Raw genomic sequence first — 13,142 nt, 5'->3', positions numbered from 1 at the left:
CACGCAATGATCGGTCGACTGCGCGGAATCGTCGCCTACAAGGCGCCGCCGTGGCTGGTGGTGGACGTCAATGGGGTGGGCTACGAGCTGGAGGCGCCGATGAGCACCTTCTACGACCTGCCCGAGCTGGGCCGTGAGGTCACGCTCTACACTCATTATTCGCAGAAGGAAGACAGCGTCTCGCTGTACGGCTTCCTGCGCGAAGGCGAGCGCCGCCTGTTCCGCGACGTGCAGAAGGTCAGCGGCATCGGCGCGAAGATCGCGCTGGCCGTGCTGTCCGGGGTCACCGTCGAAGAATTCGCCCGCATGGTCCAGGCCGGCGACATCACCGCGCTGACCCGCATCCCCGGCATCGGCAAGAAGACCGCCGAGCGCATGGTGCTGGAACTGCGTGACCGCGCGGCGCAGTTCGGTGCCGGTGGCGCACTGCCGACCGGCAGTGGCCCGGCCCCGGCCGATCCGCTGTCCGATGCCACCGTGGCGCTGCAGCAGCTGGGCTACAAGCCCACCGAGGCGGCGCGGATGGCGCGCGAGGCCTTCAACGAGGGCGACGAAGTGGCCATGGTCATCCGCAAGGCCCTGCAATCGGCGCTGCGCTGAGCCGCTCCGTTTCCTTCCCCATTACACCCTGAGCTTCGCCAGGAGCCCCATGTCCAGCAGTCAAACCCCGCACACCGCCGCCCATGGTGGCCATGGTCACGCTCCCCCCGCCGGGGGCCTGGCGCTGATCATCGGTGCGATCGGCGTGGTCTTCGGCGATATCGGCACCAGCCCGCTGTACACCCTGAAGGAGGCGTTCTCGCCGCACTACGGGCTCAACAGCGACCACGACACCGTGCTGGGCGTGCTGTCGCTGGCGTTCTGGGCGCTGAACATCGTGGTCACCCTGAAGTACGTGACCATCATCATGCGCGCCGACAATGATGGCGAGGGCGGCATCATGGCGCTGATGGCGCTGACCCAGCGCACGCTGCGCAACGGGTCGCGCTCGGCCTACGTGGTCGGCATCCTCGGCATCTTCGGCGCCTCGCTGTTCTTCGGCGATGGCGTGATCACCCCGGCGATATCGGTGCTGGGTGCGGTCGAAGGCCTGGAGGTTGCCGCGCCGGGGCTGCATGCCTTCATCGTGCCGATCACCGTGGTGGTGCTGCTGGCCGTGTTCGCGGTGCAGCGTTTCGGTACCGCGAAGATCGGCAAGCTGTTCGGCCCGATCACCTCGATCTGGTTCATTTCGCTGGCCGCGATCGGCATCTACAACATCGTCGACGCGCCGGAAGTGCTGAAGGCGTTCAACCCGTGGTGGGCGATCCGCTTCTTCATGGAGCACGGCTGGCACAGCATCTTCATCCTCGGCGCGGTGGTGCTGGCGGTGACAGGTGGCGAGGCGCTGTACGCCGACATGGGCCACTTCGGTGCCAAGCCGATCCGCCACGCCTGGTACTTCTTCGTGCTGCCCTGCCTGGTGCTGAACTACCTGGGGCAGGGCGCGCTGGTGCTCAACCATCCCGAGGCGGTCAAGAACCCGTTCTTCGAGGCGGTGCCGTCGTGGGCGCTGTACCCGATGATCATCCTGGCCACGATGGCTGCGGTGATCGCCTCGCAGTCGGTGATCACCGGTGCGTTCTCGGTCTCGCGCCAGGCCATGCAGCTGGGCTACATCCCGCGCATGCGCATCAAGCACACCTCGCACGACACCATCGGCCAGATCTACATCCCCGGCATCAATTGGGGCATCGCGGTGATGGTGATCGGCCTGGTGCTGGCCTTCCGCAGCTCGTCCAACCTGGCCGTGGCCTACGGCATCTCGGTGTCGGCCACCATGCTGATCGATACCCTGCTGCTGGCCCTGGTTGCACGTTCGCTGTGGCCCAAGGCACGCAACTGGATCCTGCCCTTGTGCGTGGTGTTCTTCATCATCGATCTGGGCTTTGTCATCGCCAACGGCGCCAAGCTGCTGCAGGGCGCCTGGTTCCCGGTGGTGCTGGGCATCTTCCTGTTCACCATGATGCGCACCTGGCGCCGTGGCCGCGAACTGCTGCGCGACGAGATCCGCAAGGACGGCATCCGCATCGACACCTTCCTGCCGGGCCTGATGCTGGCGCCGCCGGTACGCGTACCCGGCACCGCGGTGTTCCTCACCGCCGACCCGGCCGTGGCCCCGCATGCGCTGATGCACAACCTCAAGCACAACAAGGTGCTGCACGAGCGCAACGTGTTCCTGCATGTGGTGACCCTGCCGGTGCCGTACGCGGCGGAAGGGCAGCGCCTGAAGATCGAATCAGTGGGCGATGAGTTCTATCGGGTCTACGTGCGTTTCGGCTTCATGGAGACCCCCGACGTACCGCTGGCGCTGATGCGCTCGTGCGACCACGGTGGCATCTACTTCGACCCGATGGACACCACCTTCTTCGCCAGCCGCGAGACCATCGTCGCCACCGCCAACCGTGGCATGCCGATCTGGCGCGACAAGCTGTTCGCGCTGATGCACAGGAACGCCGCCCCGGCGACGGGCTTCTTCCGGATTCCGGGCAACCGCCTGGTCGAGCTGGGCGCGCAGGTGGAGATCTAATCTCCACCTGCGCTACGTCCCACGATTTGCTGCGCAAATCGTGGGACCCGCCCGCATTCCGCCTTATCCCCCCGCCTGCCGGCGCGCCCCCTTGAACAACAAGGGGGCTCCACTTGCGGAGGCGCCGCGCGCCAGAAGCCGAGCCCACTCTGCTCCTCAGTTCCATCCACGCATGGCGTGGATCTACCGTGTCGACCAAGGTCGACACCCACCTATAGCAGGCCATGCCGTGTCGACCAAGGTCGACACCTACCAGGAGCAGGCCATGGCATTCCGGCAGATCGCGGAGATCTGTCGAAGGCGGGGTGGGTCCGGTTGCTGGGGTGTCCGCGGCATGGATGCCGCGGCCAAGCCCCCATGGATGGGTTTACGGCGTCCCCCGCAACCGGACCCACCCCGCCATCCATCAGGAAACCTGCTTCTGCTGTCGCTTCGGCAGTTGAAGTTGCAGTTGCTTCTGCGGGTGCCGGGCGCAGCCCGGCCGAATCTCCCCGCTTTTACCGCATAATCAGCACATGACCGACGACCGCATCATCGCCGCCGGCGCCACCCGCGAGGATGACGCCGCCGACGCCAGCATCCGACCCAAGCGACTTGCCGACTATCTCGGCCAGGTGCCGGTGCGCGAGCAGATGGAGATCTACATCCAGGCCGCCAAGGGTCGTGGCGATGCGCTGGACCACGTCCTGATCTTCGGCCCCCCCGGCCTGGGCAAGACCACCCTCAGCCACGTCATCGCCAACGAACTGGGCGTGGCCCTGCGCGTGACCTCCGGCCCGGTGATCGAGAAGGCCGGCGATCTGGCCGCGCTGCTGACCAACCTGCAGCCGCACGATGTGCTGTTCATCGACGAGATCCATCGCCTGTCGCCGGTGGTGGAAGAAGTGCTGTACCCGGCGATGGAAGATTTCCAGATCGACATCATGATCGGCGAGGGCCCTGCGGCGCGCTCGATCAAGATCGACCTGCCGCCGTTCACCCTGATCGGCGCCACCACCCGCGCCGGCCTGCTGACCGCACCGCTGCGCGACCGCTTTGGCATCGTCCAGCGCCTGGAGTTCTACAGCGTCGAAGAACTGACCCGCATCGTGCGCCGCTCGGCCGCGATCCTGGCCATCGACTGCACCGCCGACGGGGCAGGGGAGATCGCGCGCCGCGCGCGTGGCACCCCGCGTATCGCCAACCGCCTGTTGCGCCGCGTGCGCGATTACGCCCAGGTCAAGGCCGGTGGCCACATCGACCAGACCGTGGCCCAGGCCGCAATGCAGATGCTCAAGGTCGACCCGGAAGGCTTCGACGAGCTTGACCGCCGGCTGCTGAAGACCATGGTCGATTACTTCGACGGTGGCCCGGTGGGCATCGAGTCGCTCGCCGCAGCGCTTTCCGAAGAGCGTGGCACGCTGGAAGACGTGGTCGAGCCGTACCTGATCCAGCAGGGCTTTCTGGTGCGCACCGCGCGTGGCCGCATGGCGACCCACAAGGCCTACCGGCACATGGGCCTGAAGCCGAAGAACCCGCCGCAGGACCTGTTTGCCGAGGTCCCCGATGTCGGTTGAACCGCGATTCAGTTGGCCGACACGCATTTACTGGGAAGATACCGACGCTGGCGGCGTGGTCTACCACGCCCGCTACGTGGCCTTCATGGAACGGGCCCGGACCGAATGGATGCGCGCGCTGGGCTACGGCCAGGAGCGCATGCGGTCCGAGCACGGCATGGTCTTCGCGGTGCGCTCCATGCAGATGGATTTCATCAAGCCGGCACGGCTGGATGACCAGCTGCAGGTAAGCGCCACCCTGGTCCAGCTGAAGAAGGCCAGCATGGTCTTCGACCAGCAGGTCCTGCGCGACGGCCAGCTGCTGCTGTCCGCACAGGTCCGCATCGCCGCACTGGACGCGGCCAGTTTCCGCCCGCGTGGCATGGACGATGCCGTCCTTGCCGCGCTGCAACCCCACCTCCACCCCGAATCCGAACAGAACTCTTGAGGAACAACGGATGATCGCAACGCTCCTGGCCCTGCAGGCCACGGTCACCGAGGCTTTGCCGGCTGACGTCAGCAATGCCGCGACCCAGACCCTTGCCCAGGCCACCACCGGCGGCGGCATCAACTACCTCGAACTGATGGCCAAGGCCAGCTTGCCGGTGAAGATCATCGTGCTGGCGCTGCTGGTCGGCTCGTTCGTCAGCTGGGTGATCATTTTCCGCAAGGCCCGCATCTTCAAGCAGGCCACCCGCGAAGCCGACGAGTTCGAGAACCGCTTCTGGTCCGGTGCCGACCTGGGCAAGCTGTACAGCTCGGCCACCGACCGCAGCCGCAATGTCGGCGGCCTGGAAGCCATCTTCGAAGCCGGTTTCCGCGAGTACACCCGCCTGCGCGACAAGCGCCGGCTGGATGGCCGTGCCCAGCTGGAAGGTGCCCAGCGCGCCATGCGCACCACCTACACCCGCGAAGTCGACCAGCTCGAGCGCAACCTGGAGCTGCTGGCCAACATCGGCTCGACCGCCCCGTACGTAGGCCTGGTCGGTACCGTGTTCGGCATCATGGTGACCATGCACGACATGATCAGCAGCGGCGCCCAGGCCGGTATTGCCGCCGTCGCCCCGGGCATCTCCGAAGCCCTGTTCGCCACTGCCATCGGCCTGTTCGTGGCGATCCCGGCGGTATGGGCCTACAACCGCTTCACCACCCGCGTGGAGCGCATGTCGGTGCGTTTCGAGACCTTCGCCGACGAGTTCAGCTCGATCCTGCAGCGCCAGAGCGCTGGCGACGAGTAAGCGCCAGACCCGGGAGTCCAAGCCATGTCCGCTGCCATCGGTCGCCGCAAGCGCCGCAAGCTGAAATCGGAAATCAACGTCGTTCCCTATATCGACGTCATGCTGGTGCTGTTGATCATCTTCATGGTCACCGCGCCACTGCTCACCCTGAGCTTCGATGTCGACCTGCCCAATTCCAACGCCAAGGCGCTGGAAAGCAAGCAGGAACCGGTGATCGTCTCGGTGCGCCAGGACGGCCAGCTCAGCCTGAAGCTGCCCGACGCCAAGGAACCCACGGCCGTCACTGCCGAGGAACTGCAGGGCCACCTGTCCGGCATCGCCGCGCAGGACAAGGGAGTGCGCGTGATCGTCGCCGCCGACCGTGCCGTGGCCTATGAAAAGGTCATCGCGGCGATGGACGTGATCAAGCGCGCCAACGTGGACAAGGTAGGCCTGGCCACCGATGCACGCTGACGCCCTGCCGCCACCGCACAAGCAGGAACCCGGCTGGGGCCAGCCGATGGTGCTGGCCGTGCTGGTGCACCTGCTGGTCGCGTTGATCTTCATCGGCGCCTGGCTGTGGTCACCGCAGCGCAATACCGATGCCGCCGCAGGTGATCCCTCGGTCGAGGCCAGCCTGGCACTGTCCGCGTCCGAAGCCGCTGCCGCCCGCCAGGCCCTGCGCCAGTCGGAAAAGCTGGAAGACCTGCCGCCGCCGGTGGCCGAACCGATCCCGGTGCCGGAAGACACCATCCCGCCGCCGCAGCCGATTGAAGAGCCGCGCCCGCAGGACGCACCGACGCCGCAGCAGCAACAGGCGCAGGAACGCGTGGCGCAGCCCGACACCAAGGACCAGGACGCGGTCAGCGCGTTGGCGATCTCGCAGGAAAAGGCCAAGCAGGAGCAGGAAGCCAAGCGCCGCCAGGAGCAGATCGACCTGACCGAGCGCAAGCGCCAGGAAGAGGCCGAGCAGAAGCTGCGTCTGGCCAAGCAGCAGGAAGCGGATGCCAAGAAGAAGCAGGCCGAGCAGGAGCGCCTGGCCGCTGACAAGGCGGAAGCCGAGAAGCAGAAGAAGATCGCCGACATCCGCGCCCGCCGCGAGCAGGCCGAGAAGGAAGCCAAGCTGGCCGAGCAGAAGCTGCGCCAGGTCGCTGCCGCGCGCAATGCCGCAGGCACGGCTGCTGCCGGTGCCAGTGGTGCAGCACAGCCGGCTGCCGGTGGTGGTGGCAGCAGTGATGATCTGTCTGCCAAGTACGCGGCGGCCATCCAGGCCAAGGTGCTGGCGCAGTGGGTGCGTCCGGACAGCGTGCCGCTGGGCCAACGCTGCCAGATCACCATCAACCAGTTGCCGGGCGGTACCGTCCGCAGCGCCACGGTCAGCGCCGGCTGCCCGTTCGATGAAGCCGGCAAGCGCTCGATCGAGGCCGCCGTGCTCAACGCCCAGCCGCTGCCGTACCGCGGTTTCGAGCAGGTATTCGCACGCACGATCAACTTCACGTTCACCGCCCAGGATCGCTGAGGCGCGGGGCAGGGCAGCCCGTTGGGGCTGTCCCGTCATCCAATGACGCCTTTAGCTCTGGATCGTACGGGCCCGTCCACACCATGCTTGGGACGAGTCATCCGCACGAAAGGTGGCCGCGACGTTAACGGCATGTGAGAGACCCGGCTGGCACTGACCAGGAATTCACGTACCCTTGGTTCATGATTGCGAAGCGGTTCACTGCCGTTTTGTTATCCCTCGTTCCGGTTCCCCCTATTTGAGCGCTCCATGAAGAAGATGCCTCGCTGGCTTGCCGTGTTTGCGGCCCTGTTGCTGCCCTTTGCTGCCGTCGCGCAGCAGAAGGGGCTGGATATCGACATCATCGGCGGCAATGCCTCCGCCCTCCCGATCACCATCGTGCCGATGCCCTACCAGGGTGCAGCCGGTGCTCCGCAGACCGACGTCGCCGGCGTGGTCCGTGCCGACCTCGAACGTTCGGGCCAGTTCCGCACGCTGCCCGAAGCGCAGATCGTCGAAAAGCCGATCCGTGGCGGTGACATCCAGTTCGCCACCTGGCGCGCGCTGAAGCAGAACTACATCGTCGTCGGCCGGGTCATGGACGCCGGTGCCGGCGCCTACCGCGTCGAGTACGAACTGTTCGACGTGCCCAAGGGCGAGCGACTGCTGGGCCTGGCGATGACCGCACGTGGCAATGCCATGCGCGACGTTGCCCACCAGATGGCCGACGCCATCTACGAGAAGATCACCGGTGTCCGTGGTGCCTTCTGGACCCGCATCGCCTACGTGACCGCCAGCGGCAAGGGCGACGCCATGCGCTACGCGCTGATGGTGGCCGATTCGGACGGCTTCAACCCGCAGACCATCGTGCGTTCGGCCGAGCCGCTGCTGTCGCCGTCGTGGAGCACGGATGGCAACAAGCTGGCCTACGTCAGCTTCGAACGTGGCAACTCGGCCATCTACATCCAGAACATCTCCACCGGCGCCCGTGAGCTGGTCACCAGCTTCCGCGGCATCAACAGCGCCCCGGCCTTCTCGCCGGACGGCCGCAAGCTGGCCCTGACCCTGTCGCGCTCGGGCAACCCGGAGATCTACGTGATGGATCTGGGCAGCAAGCAGCTGACCCAGCTGACCAACCACTTCGCCATCGATACCGAGCCGACCTGGGCACCGGACGGCAGCGCGGTGTACTTCACCTCCGACCGCGGCGGCCGTCCGCAGGTCTACAAGGTCGGTGCCGGTGGTGGCAGCGCCGAGCGCGTGACCTTCCAGGGCAACTACAACGCCAAGCCCTCGGTCTCCTACGACGGCAAGAAGATCGCCGTCGCCCAGGGTTCGGGCAACAGCTACAAGATCGCGATGATGGACAGCTCGCTGGGTTCGCCCCGCTGGAGCACGCTGTCGCCGGGTTCGCTGGACGAATCGCCGAGCTTCGCGCCCAACGCGAGCATGGTGCTGTATGCCGCCCGTGAGGGTGGTCGTGGTGTGCTGTACGCCGTCTCGGCCGATGCGCGCGTGCGCCAGCGCCTGGTCCTGGCAGACGGTGATGTGCGCGAGCCGGCATGGTCCCCATACCGTACCCAGCGCTAAAAGAGTGTTAATATTTTCTCTGTATTGAACCCCTCATCGGCTTAGGAGCCACAAAGGTATCGCCATGAACAAGTCCACCCGCGTTCTGCTTGTTTCCCTGCTGTCCGTGGCCGTCCTGGCCGGTTGCTCGAAGAAGGTCAAGGAAGAAGCCCCGGCTCCGGTCGATACCGGCACCTCGACCACCACCCCGACCGGTCCGTCCACCTCCGGCCTGTACGGCCCGGGCGATCTGGACACCGACGCCTGCCTGCGTCAGCGCGTTGTCTACTTCGACCTGGACAAGGAAGACGTGAAGCCGGAATTCCAGGCCATCATGGCTTGCCACGCCAAGTACCTGCGTGACCGTCCGTCCTCGCGCATCACCCTGCAGGGCCACACCGACGAGCGCGGTTCGCGCGCGTACAACCAGGCCCTGGGCGAGCGTCGTGGCAACGGCGTCAACTCGGCACTGCAGGCCAACGGTGGCTCGGCTTCGCAGCTGACCGTCGTGTCCTACGGTGAAGAGCGTCCGGTCTGCACCGAGTCGAACGAGTCCTGCTGGTCGCAGAACCGTCGCGTCGAAATCGTCTACACCGCGCAGTAATCCATGCGCCTTGGCATCAAACTGATGCTGGTCGTTGCGGCAGCCCTCGTGGCTGCCGCACCGGCGCATGCACAACGACAGAGCCTGGCCGACCGTGTCGGTTCGCTCGAGCAGCAGATGTACAACAACAGTGCCAACCAGGACCTGTTGAACCAGATCAACCAGCTGCGGCAGCAGGTCACCAGCCTGCAGGCCTCGATCGAGCAACTCCAGCACGACAACGCCCAGCTCAAGCAGACCGCCCAGGACCAGTACCTGGATCTGGACAGCCGCCTGAACCGGTTGGAAGGGGGCTCTGCCGCCCCAGCCCTGCCTGCGGTTCCGGCGAGCGCACCGAAGGCTCCTGCAGCCCCGGCAAAACCCGCAGCGGCGGCCACTTCCGAGCGGCCGCCTTCCGTCCATGGTGATCCGGGCAGCCTGGCCGTCACCGGTGACGAGCGTACGTCCTACAACGTGGCCTTCGACGCATTGAAGGCGGGCAAGTACGATGATTCGGCGCAGCTGTTCCTGAGCTTCCTGGAGCTGTACCCGAACGGCGTCTACGCCCCCAATGCCTTGTACTGGCTGGGCGAAAGCTATTACGCCACCCGCAATTTCCCGATGGCCGAGTCCCAGTTCCGCGAACTGCTCTCGCGCTATCCCACCCACGACAAGGCCGCTGGCGGCCTGCTCAAGGTCGGCCTCTCGCAGTACGGCGAGGGCAAGGTCGACCAGGCCCAGCAGACGCTGGAGACCGTCGTGGCGCAATACCCGGGCTCGGACGCCGCGCGTACCGCGCAGGACCGCCTGCAGTCGATCCGCCTCGGCAATCAGATCCGCTGATCCGCTGACCGGGCGTACAATGTGTTCCCCGTAGCGCCGAGCCTTTGCTCGGCTGCTTTCGTTTCCGGGTCGGCAAACCCGTCCGGATCCGGTAGCGCCGGGCCATGCCCGGCGAGTTGCATTACCCGTCGGGCCATACCCGACCGGCTGCTGTTGTAGAGCCGAGCCATGCTCGGCTGCTTTCGTTACCGGCCACGGTAGCTCACCCGCCACGTGTCCCACCAAGAAGTCCCTGCCATGACCGCCGTTCCCCCGTCCGCCGCCGTTGCCACGCCCAGCGAGATCGTGCAGTCGCCCCTGCCGCGCCTGAAGATCACCGAGATCTTCACCTCCCTGCAGGGCGAAGCCGATACCGCCGGTTGGCCGACCGTGTTCGTGCGCCTGACCGGCTGCCCGCTGCGCTGCCAGTACTGTGACACCGCCTACGCCTTCCACGGCGGCACATGGTGGGACATCGACGATATCGTGGCCCACGTGCAGGCCCAGGGCGTGCGCCACGTCTGCGTGACCGGCGGCGAGCCGCTGGCGCAGAAGCGCTGCCTGGTGCTGCTGCAGAAGCTGTGCGATGCAGGCCTGGATGTGTCGCTGGAAACCTCCGGTGCGCTGGACGTCAGCGCCGTTGATCCGCGCGTGTCGCGCGTGGTCGACATCAAGACCCCGGGCTCGGCCGAGGTCGCGCGCAACCGCTGGGAAAACCTGCCGCTGCTGACCACGCGTGACCAGATCAAGTTCGTGATCTGCAACCGCGAAGACTACGACTGGGCCAAGGCCATGGTCGCCGAACACCAGCTGGTGCAGCGCACGATGGTGTTCTTCTCACCCAGCAAGGGCGAAATCACTGCCCGCCAGCTGGCCGACTGGATCGTGGAAGACCGGCTGCCGGTGCGCTTCCAGATGCAGTTGCATAAAATCCTGTGGAACGACGAGCCGGGCCGATGAGCCGGCGCAGCGTTTCCTGATGTAGCTCCGGCGCGGGACAGCGTGCTGGCTTTCTCCCCCAACCGGATGATTTACCCATGAAGAAGGCAGTCGTGCTTCTCTCCGGCGGCATGGATTCAGCCGCCGTCATCGCCATGGCCCAGGAACAGGGCTTCGCCGTGCATGCCCTCAGCGTGCGTTACGGCCAGCGCCACACTTCCGAGCTGGATGCTGCCGCGCGCGTGGCCAAGGCCCAGGGCGTGATCGTGCACAAGACCGTGGACGTGGACCTGCGCAGCATCGGCGGCTCGGCGCTGACCGACGACATCGACGTGCCCGAGGCGGGCGGCGAGGGCATCCCGGTCACCTACGTGCCGGCGCGCAACACCATCATGCTGTCGCTGGCGCTGGGCTGGGCCGAAGTGCTTGGTGCCAACGACATCTTCTGCGGCGTCAACGCCGTGGACTACTCCGGCTACCCGGATTGCCGCCCCGAGTTCATCGCCGCCTTCCAGGCGCTGGCCAACCTGGCGACCAAGTCGGGCGTGGAAGGCGCGGGCATCACCGTGCATGCGCCGCTGCAGTTCCTCAGCAAGGGCCAGATCGTCAGCGAAGGCGTGCGACTGGGCGTGGACTTCGGCCTGACCGTGTCCTGCTACAACGCCGATGCCAGCGGCGCGGCCTGCGGGCATTGCGATGCCTGCCGCCTGCGCGCGCAGGGCTTCGCCGATGCCGGCGTGGCCGACCCGACGCTGTACGCCTGACCGGCTCTGGTAGGGCCGGCCGCTGGCCGGCCTCCCCGGCAGGTCTGATTCTGGTAGGTGCCAACCTTAGTTGGCGCTGTCCGCCGGGCGCGGCCCGGCGCTACCAATGTTGGGATTCCGGTAGTGCCGGCCGCTGGCCGGCAGCCCCGGCGGGTCTGATTCTGGTAGGTGCCAACCTTGGTTGGCGCTGTCCGCCGGGCGCGGCCCGGCGCTACCGCTGCTGCAACCAACCCGCTGCTTCAATGAAACCGCGCACCGCAAGCTGATCGCTGTAATCCAGCTCGATCATCCGCGCGATCGCCGCCTGCTCATCCGGCTGCTGCCGCATGTACTCCTGCGCGATGCGGTAACCCGCGTAGTACCCCACATCACTCACCCCGAACGGGCTGCTGGCGTTGTTGTACAGCCAGTTGTCCAGCGCATCGCCATCCATCTCCGCGCTGAAGCGAGCGCGGATCTCCGATTCGTGCAACGGGCCATAGGTGTACAGCGGCAGTGCCGGGCGGCGACCGCTGATCCGCTCGGCGATGTACTCGGCCACGCCTTCGCGCGCCGCGTACTGAGCGAGCGATCCCGTAGCCTCGCGCTGTTGGGTGTGCACGTACTCATGCAGGTTGTTCTGCGCGTTGTTCGCGCTGGGCGCGCTGTCGTAGAAGACCCGCAGGCGACTGCGCAACGGCTCCGGCAGTTCGCTGACATCCACGCTTGCATCGCCGAGTGCCATTTCCGCGCCGATCAGTACCTGGTCCCCCAGCGTGGTGCCGCCTGTGCGCAGCACGCCCACCGCATAGGTGATGCTGGCCGGGCGCAGGGCGGGGTAAAGCCTGCGGAACGCAGCCAGATCCCGCTCCAGCGTAGCGCTGGCCTGTCGGGCGTTGGCGGTCAGCGGCCGCACCGAGGCCCAGAAGTGCGGCCAGGCGAGCATTGCTTGTGCGTATTCGGCGGCGGTGTAGTTGCGCACCTTCATCAGCGCGTGCAGACCGGCACTGCCCGGCTCGACGTAGTGCTGCCGGACCAGGGCCACCCTCTGCGCGGCATCGGGCTCGGCAAGCACGGCATCGTAGGTACTCCAGAATCGGGCGATGTCATCCATCTGTACCGATGGGGCCGCAGCGGCGGTGACGGTGCAGGGCAGCAGCAGGCAGGCGAACAGAAAGAAGGGCAGGCGCATCCGTGGCTCCGAAGGACGAAGGAGTGTGCATGAGATGCGTCCGCTGCATGGAACGGTTTAACTGCAGGCCGATACTGCGACGATTTCTCTCTACCGCACAAAGTAGGGTAGAATGCCCACCCCGCCGACAGGCAGGGATGTTGCATGGGCCGTTAGCTCAGTCGGTAGAGCAGAAGACTTTTAATCTTTTGGTCGATGGTTCGAATCCATCACGGCCCACCAATTGTGACAACAACTTAGGCGCCTTCAGGGCGCCTTTTTTGTGGGTCCGGAAAAATTGGCGGAAAAAATAGGGCGTCCCGCGCTCCACTACGCCAGCTGACAGCTGCATCAGTGATGGATAGTAGTGAGCGCTGCAAGAATCATGCCGAACATGACTGTCGATTCAGCTTGTTAAAATTGCGTTGTGTTAGCCTGTGTCTTCTCGGAATTTGTGTGATGCACATCACGCAATCAAATTCACGAAGGCATCTTC

At 65.9% G+C, this 13,142-nt stretch carries 13 protein-coding genes and 1 tRNA gene; 13 read left to right on the top strand and 1 reads right to left on the bottom strand.

Going from position 1 to position 13,142, the window contains the following annotated elements; genetic code table 11:
* Positions 1 to 6 precede the first annotated feature (6 nt).
* The 12 genes from ruvA (at position 7) to queC (ending at position 11,496) form a co-directional block, all read left to right on the top strand.
* The gene (ruvA, locus tag BW38_RS16765; RefSeq protein ID WP_032975138.1) at positions 7 to 600 is read left to right on the top strand and encodes a Holliday junction branch migration protein RuvA; all 594 of its coding nucleotides are present in this window, start codon (positions 7 to 9) and stop codon (positions 598 to 600) included.
* 49 nt (positions 601 to 649) lie between these two features.
* Positions 650 to 2,569: a potassium transporter Kup gene (locus BW38_RS16770; protein WP_032975137.1), complete on the top strand. Its 1,920-nt coding sequence runs from the start codon at positions 650 to 652 to the stop codon at positions 2,567 to 2,569.
* Positions 2,570 to 3,084: 515 nt separating this feature from the next.
* Positions 3,085 to 4,125 carry a Holliday junction branch migration DNA helicase RuvB gene (gene ruvB, locus BW38_RS16775; RefSeq protein ID WP_025874674.1) on the top strand — a complete coding sequence of 347 codons (1,041 nt, stop codon included), beginning with the start codon at positions 3,085 to 3,087 and terminating at the stop codon, positions 4,123 to 4,125.
* Complete coding sequence (gene ybgC / locus BW38_RS16780; protein ID WP_032975136.1) at positions 4,115 to 4,552, top strand: tol-pal system-associated acyl-CoA thioesterase; 438 nt, start codon at positions 4,115 to 4,117, stop codon at positions 4,550 to 4,552. The genes ruvB and ybgC overlap by 11 nt, the downstream gene beginning before the upstream one ends.
* A 10-nt stretch (positions 4,553 to 4,562) precedes the next feature.
* On the top strand, positions 4,563 to 5,342 hold the full coding sequence (gene tolQ / locus BW38_RS16785; protein ID WP_025874672.1) for a protein TolQ: 780 nt from the start codon (positions 4,563 to 4,565) through the stop codon (positions 5,340 to 5,342).
* 24 nt (positions 5,343 to 5,366) lie between these two features.
* Complete coding sequence (gene tolR, locus BW38_RS16790; RefSeq protein WP_032975135.1) at positions 5,367 to 5,795, top strand: protein TolR; 429 nt, start codon at positions 5,367 to 5,369, stop codon at positions 5,793 to 5,795.
* Positions 5,785 to 6,840, top strand: a complete 1,056-nt coding sequence (gene tolA / locus BW38_RS16795; protein WP_025874670.1) for a cell envelope integrity protein TolA — start codon at positions 5,785 to 5,787, stop codon at positions 6,838 to 6,840. Before tolR ends, tolA begins: the two co-directional genes overlap by 11 nt.
* A 249-nt stretch (positions 6,841 to 7,089) precedes the next feature.
* Positions 7,090 to 8,409 carry a Tol-Pal system beta propeller repeat protein TolB gene (gene tolB / locus BW38_RS16800; RefSeq protein WP_032975134.1) on the top strand — a complete coding sequence of 440 codons (1,320 nt, stop codon included), beginning with the start codon at positions 7,090 to 7,092 and terminating at the stop codon, positions 8,407 to 8,409.
* A gap of 64 nt (positions 8,410 to 8,473) precedes the next feature.
* Positions 8,474 to 8,992, top strand: a complete 519-nt coding sequence (gene pal / locus BW38_RS16805) for a peptidoglycan-associated lipoprotein Pal (RefSeq protein WP_025874668.1) — start codon at positions 8,474 to 8,476, stop codon at positions 8,990 to 8,992.
* Positions 8,993 to 8,995: 3 nt separating this feature from the next.
* A complete protein-coding gene (ybgF, locus tag BW38_RS16810) occupies positions 8,996 to 9,814 on the top strand; it encodes a tol-pal system protein YbgF (protein WP_025874667.1) in 819 nt (272 codons plus the stop codon).
* Between the two features lie 237 nt (positions 9,815 to 10,051).
* Positions 10,052 to 10,753 (top strand): 7-carboxy-7-deazaguanine synthase QueE, encoded by a 702-nt coding sequence (gene queE / locus BW38_RS16815; RefSeq protein WP_025874666.1) that lies wholly within the window; start codon positions 10,052 to 10,054, stop codon positions 10,751 to 10,753.
* 77 nt (positions 10,754 to 10,830) lie between these two features.
* Complete coding sequence (queC, locus tag BW38_RS16820) at positions 10,831 to 11,496, top strand: 7-cyano-7-deazaguanine synthase QueC (RefSeq protein ID WP_032975132.1); 666 nt, start codon at positions 10,831 to 10,833, stop codon at positions 11,494 to 11,496.
* 211 nt (positions 11,497 to 11,707) lie between these two features.
* On the opposite strand, the gene BW38_RS16825 is transcribed toward queC, so the two are convergent.
* A complete protein-coding gene (locus BW38_RS16825) occupies positions 11,708 to 12,667 on the bottom strand; it encodes a DUF2268 domain-containing putative Zn-dependent protease (RefSeq protein WP_032975131.1) in 960 nt (319 codons plus the stop codon).
* 146 nt (positions 12,668 to 12,813) lie between these two features.
* Between BW38_RS16825 and BW38_RS16830 the strand changes: the two genes are divergently transcribed.
* Positions 12,814 to 12,889, top strand: a tRNA-Lys gene (locus tag BW38_RS16830).
* The last annotated feature ends 253 nt before the right edge of the window (positions 12,890 to 13,142 follow it).

The sequence above is a fragment of the Stenotrophomonas sp. RIT309 genome (assembly GCF_000632045.1).
In the GTDB taxonomy this organism is placed as follows: Bacteria; Pseudomonadota; Gammaproteobacteria; order Xanthomonadales; family Xanthomonadaceae; genus Stenotrophomonas; species Stenotrophomonas indicatrix.
This window is presented reverse-complemented; position numbering and strand designations above follow the sequence as displayed.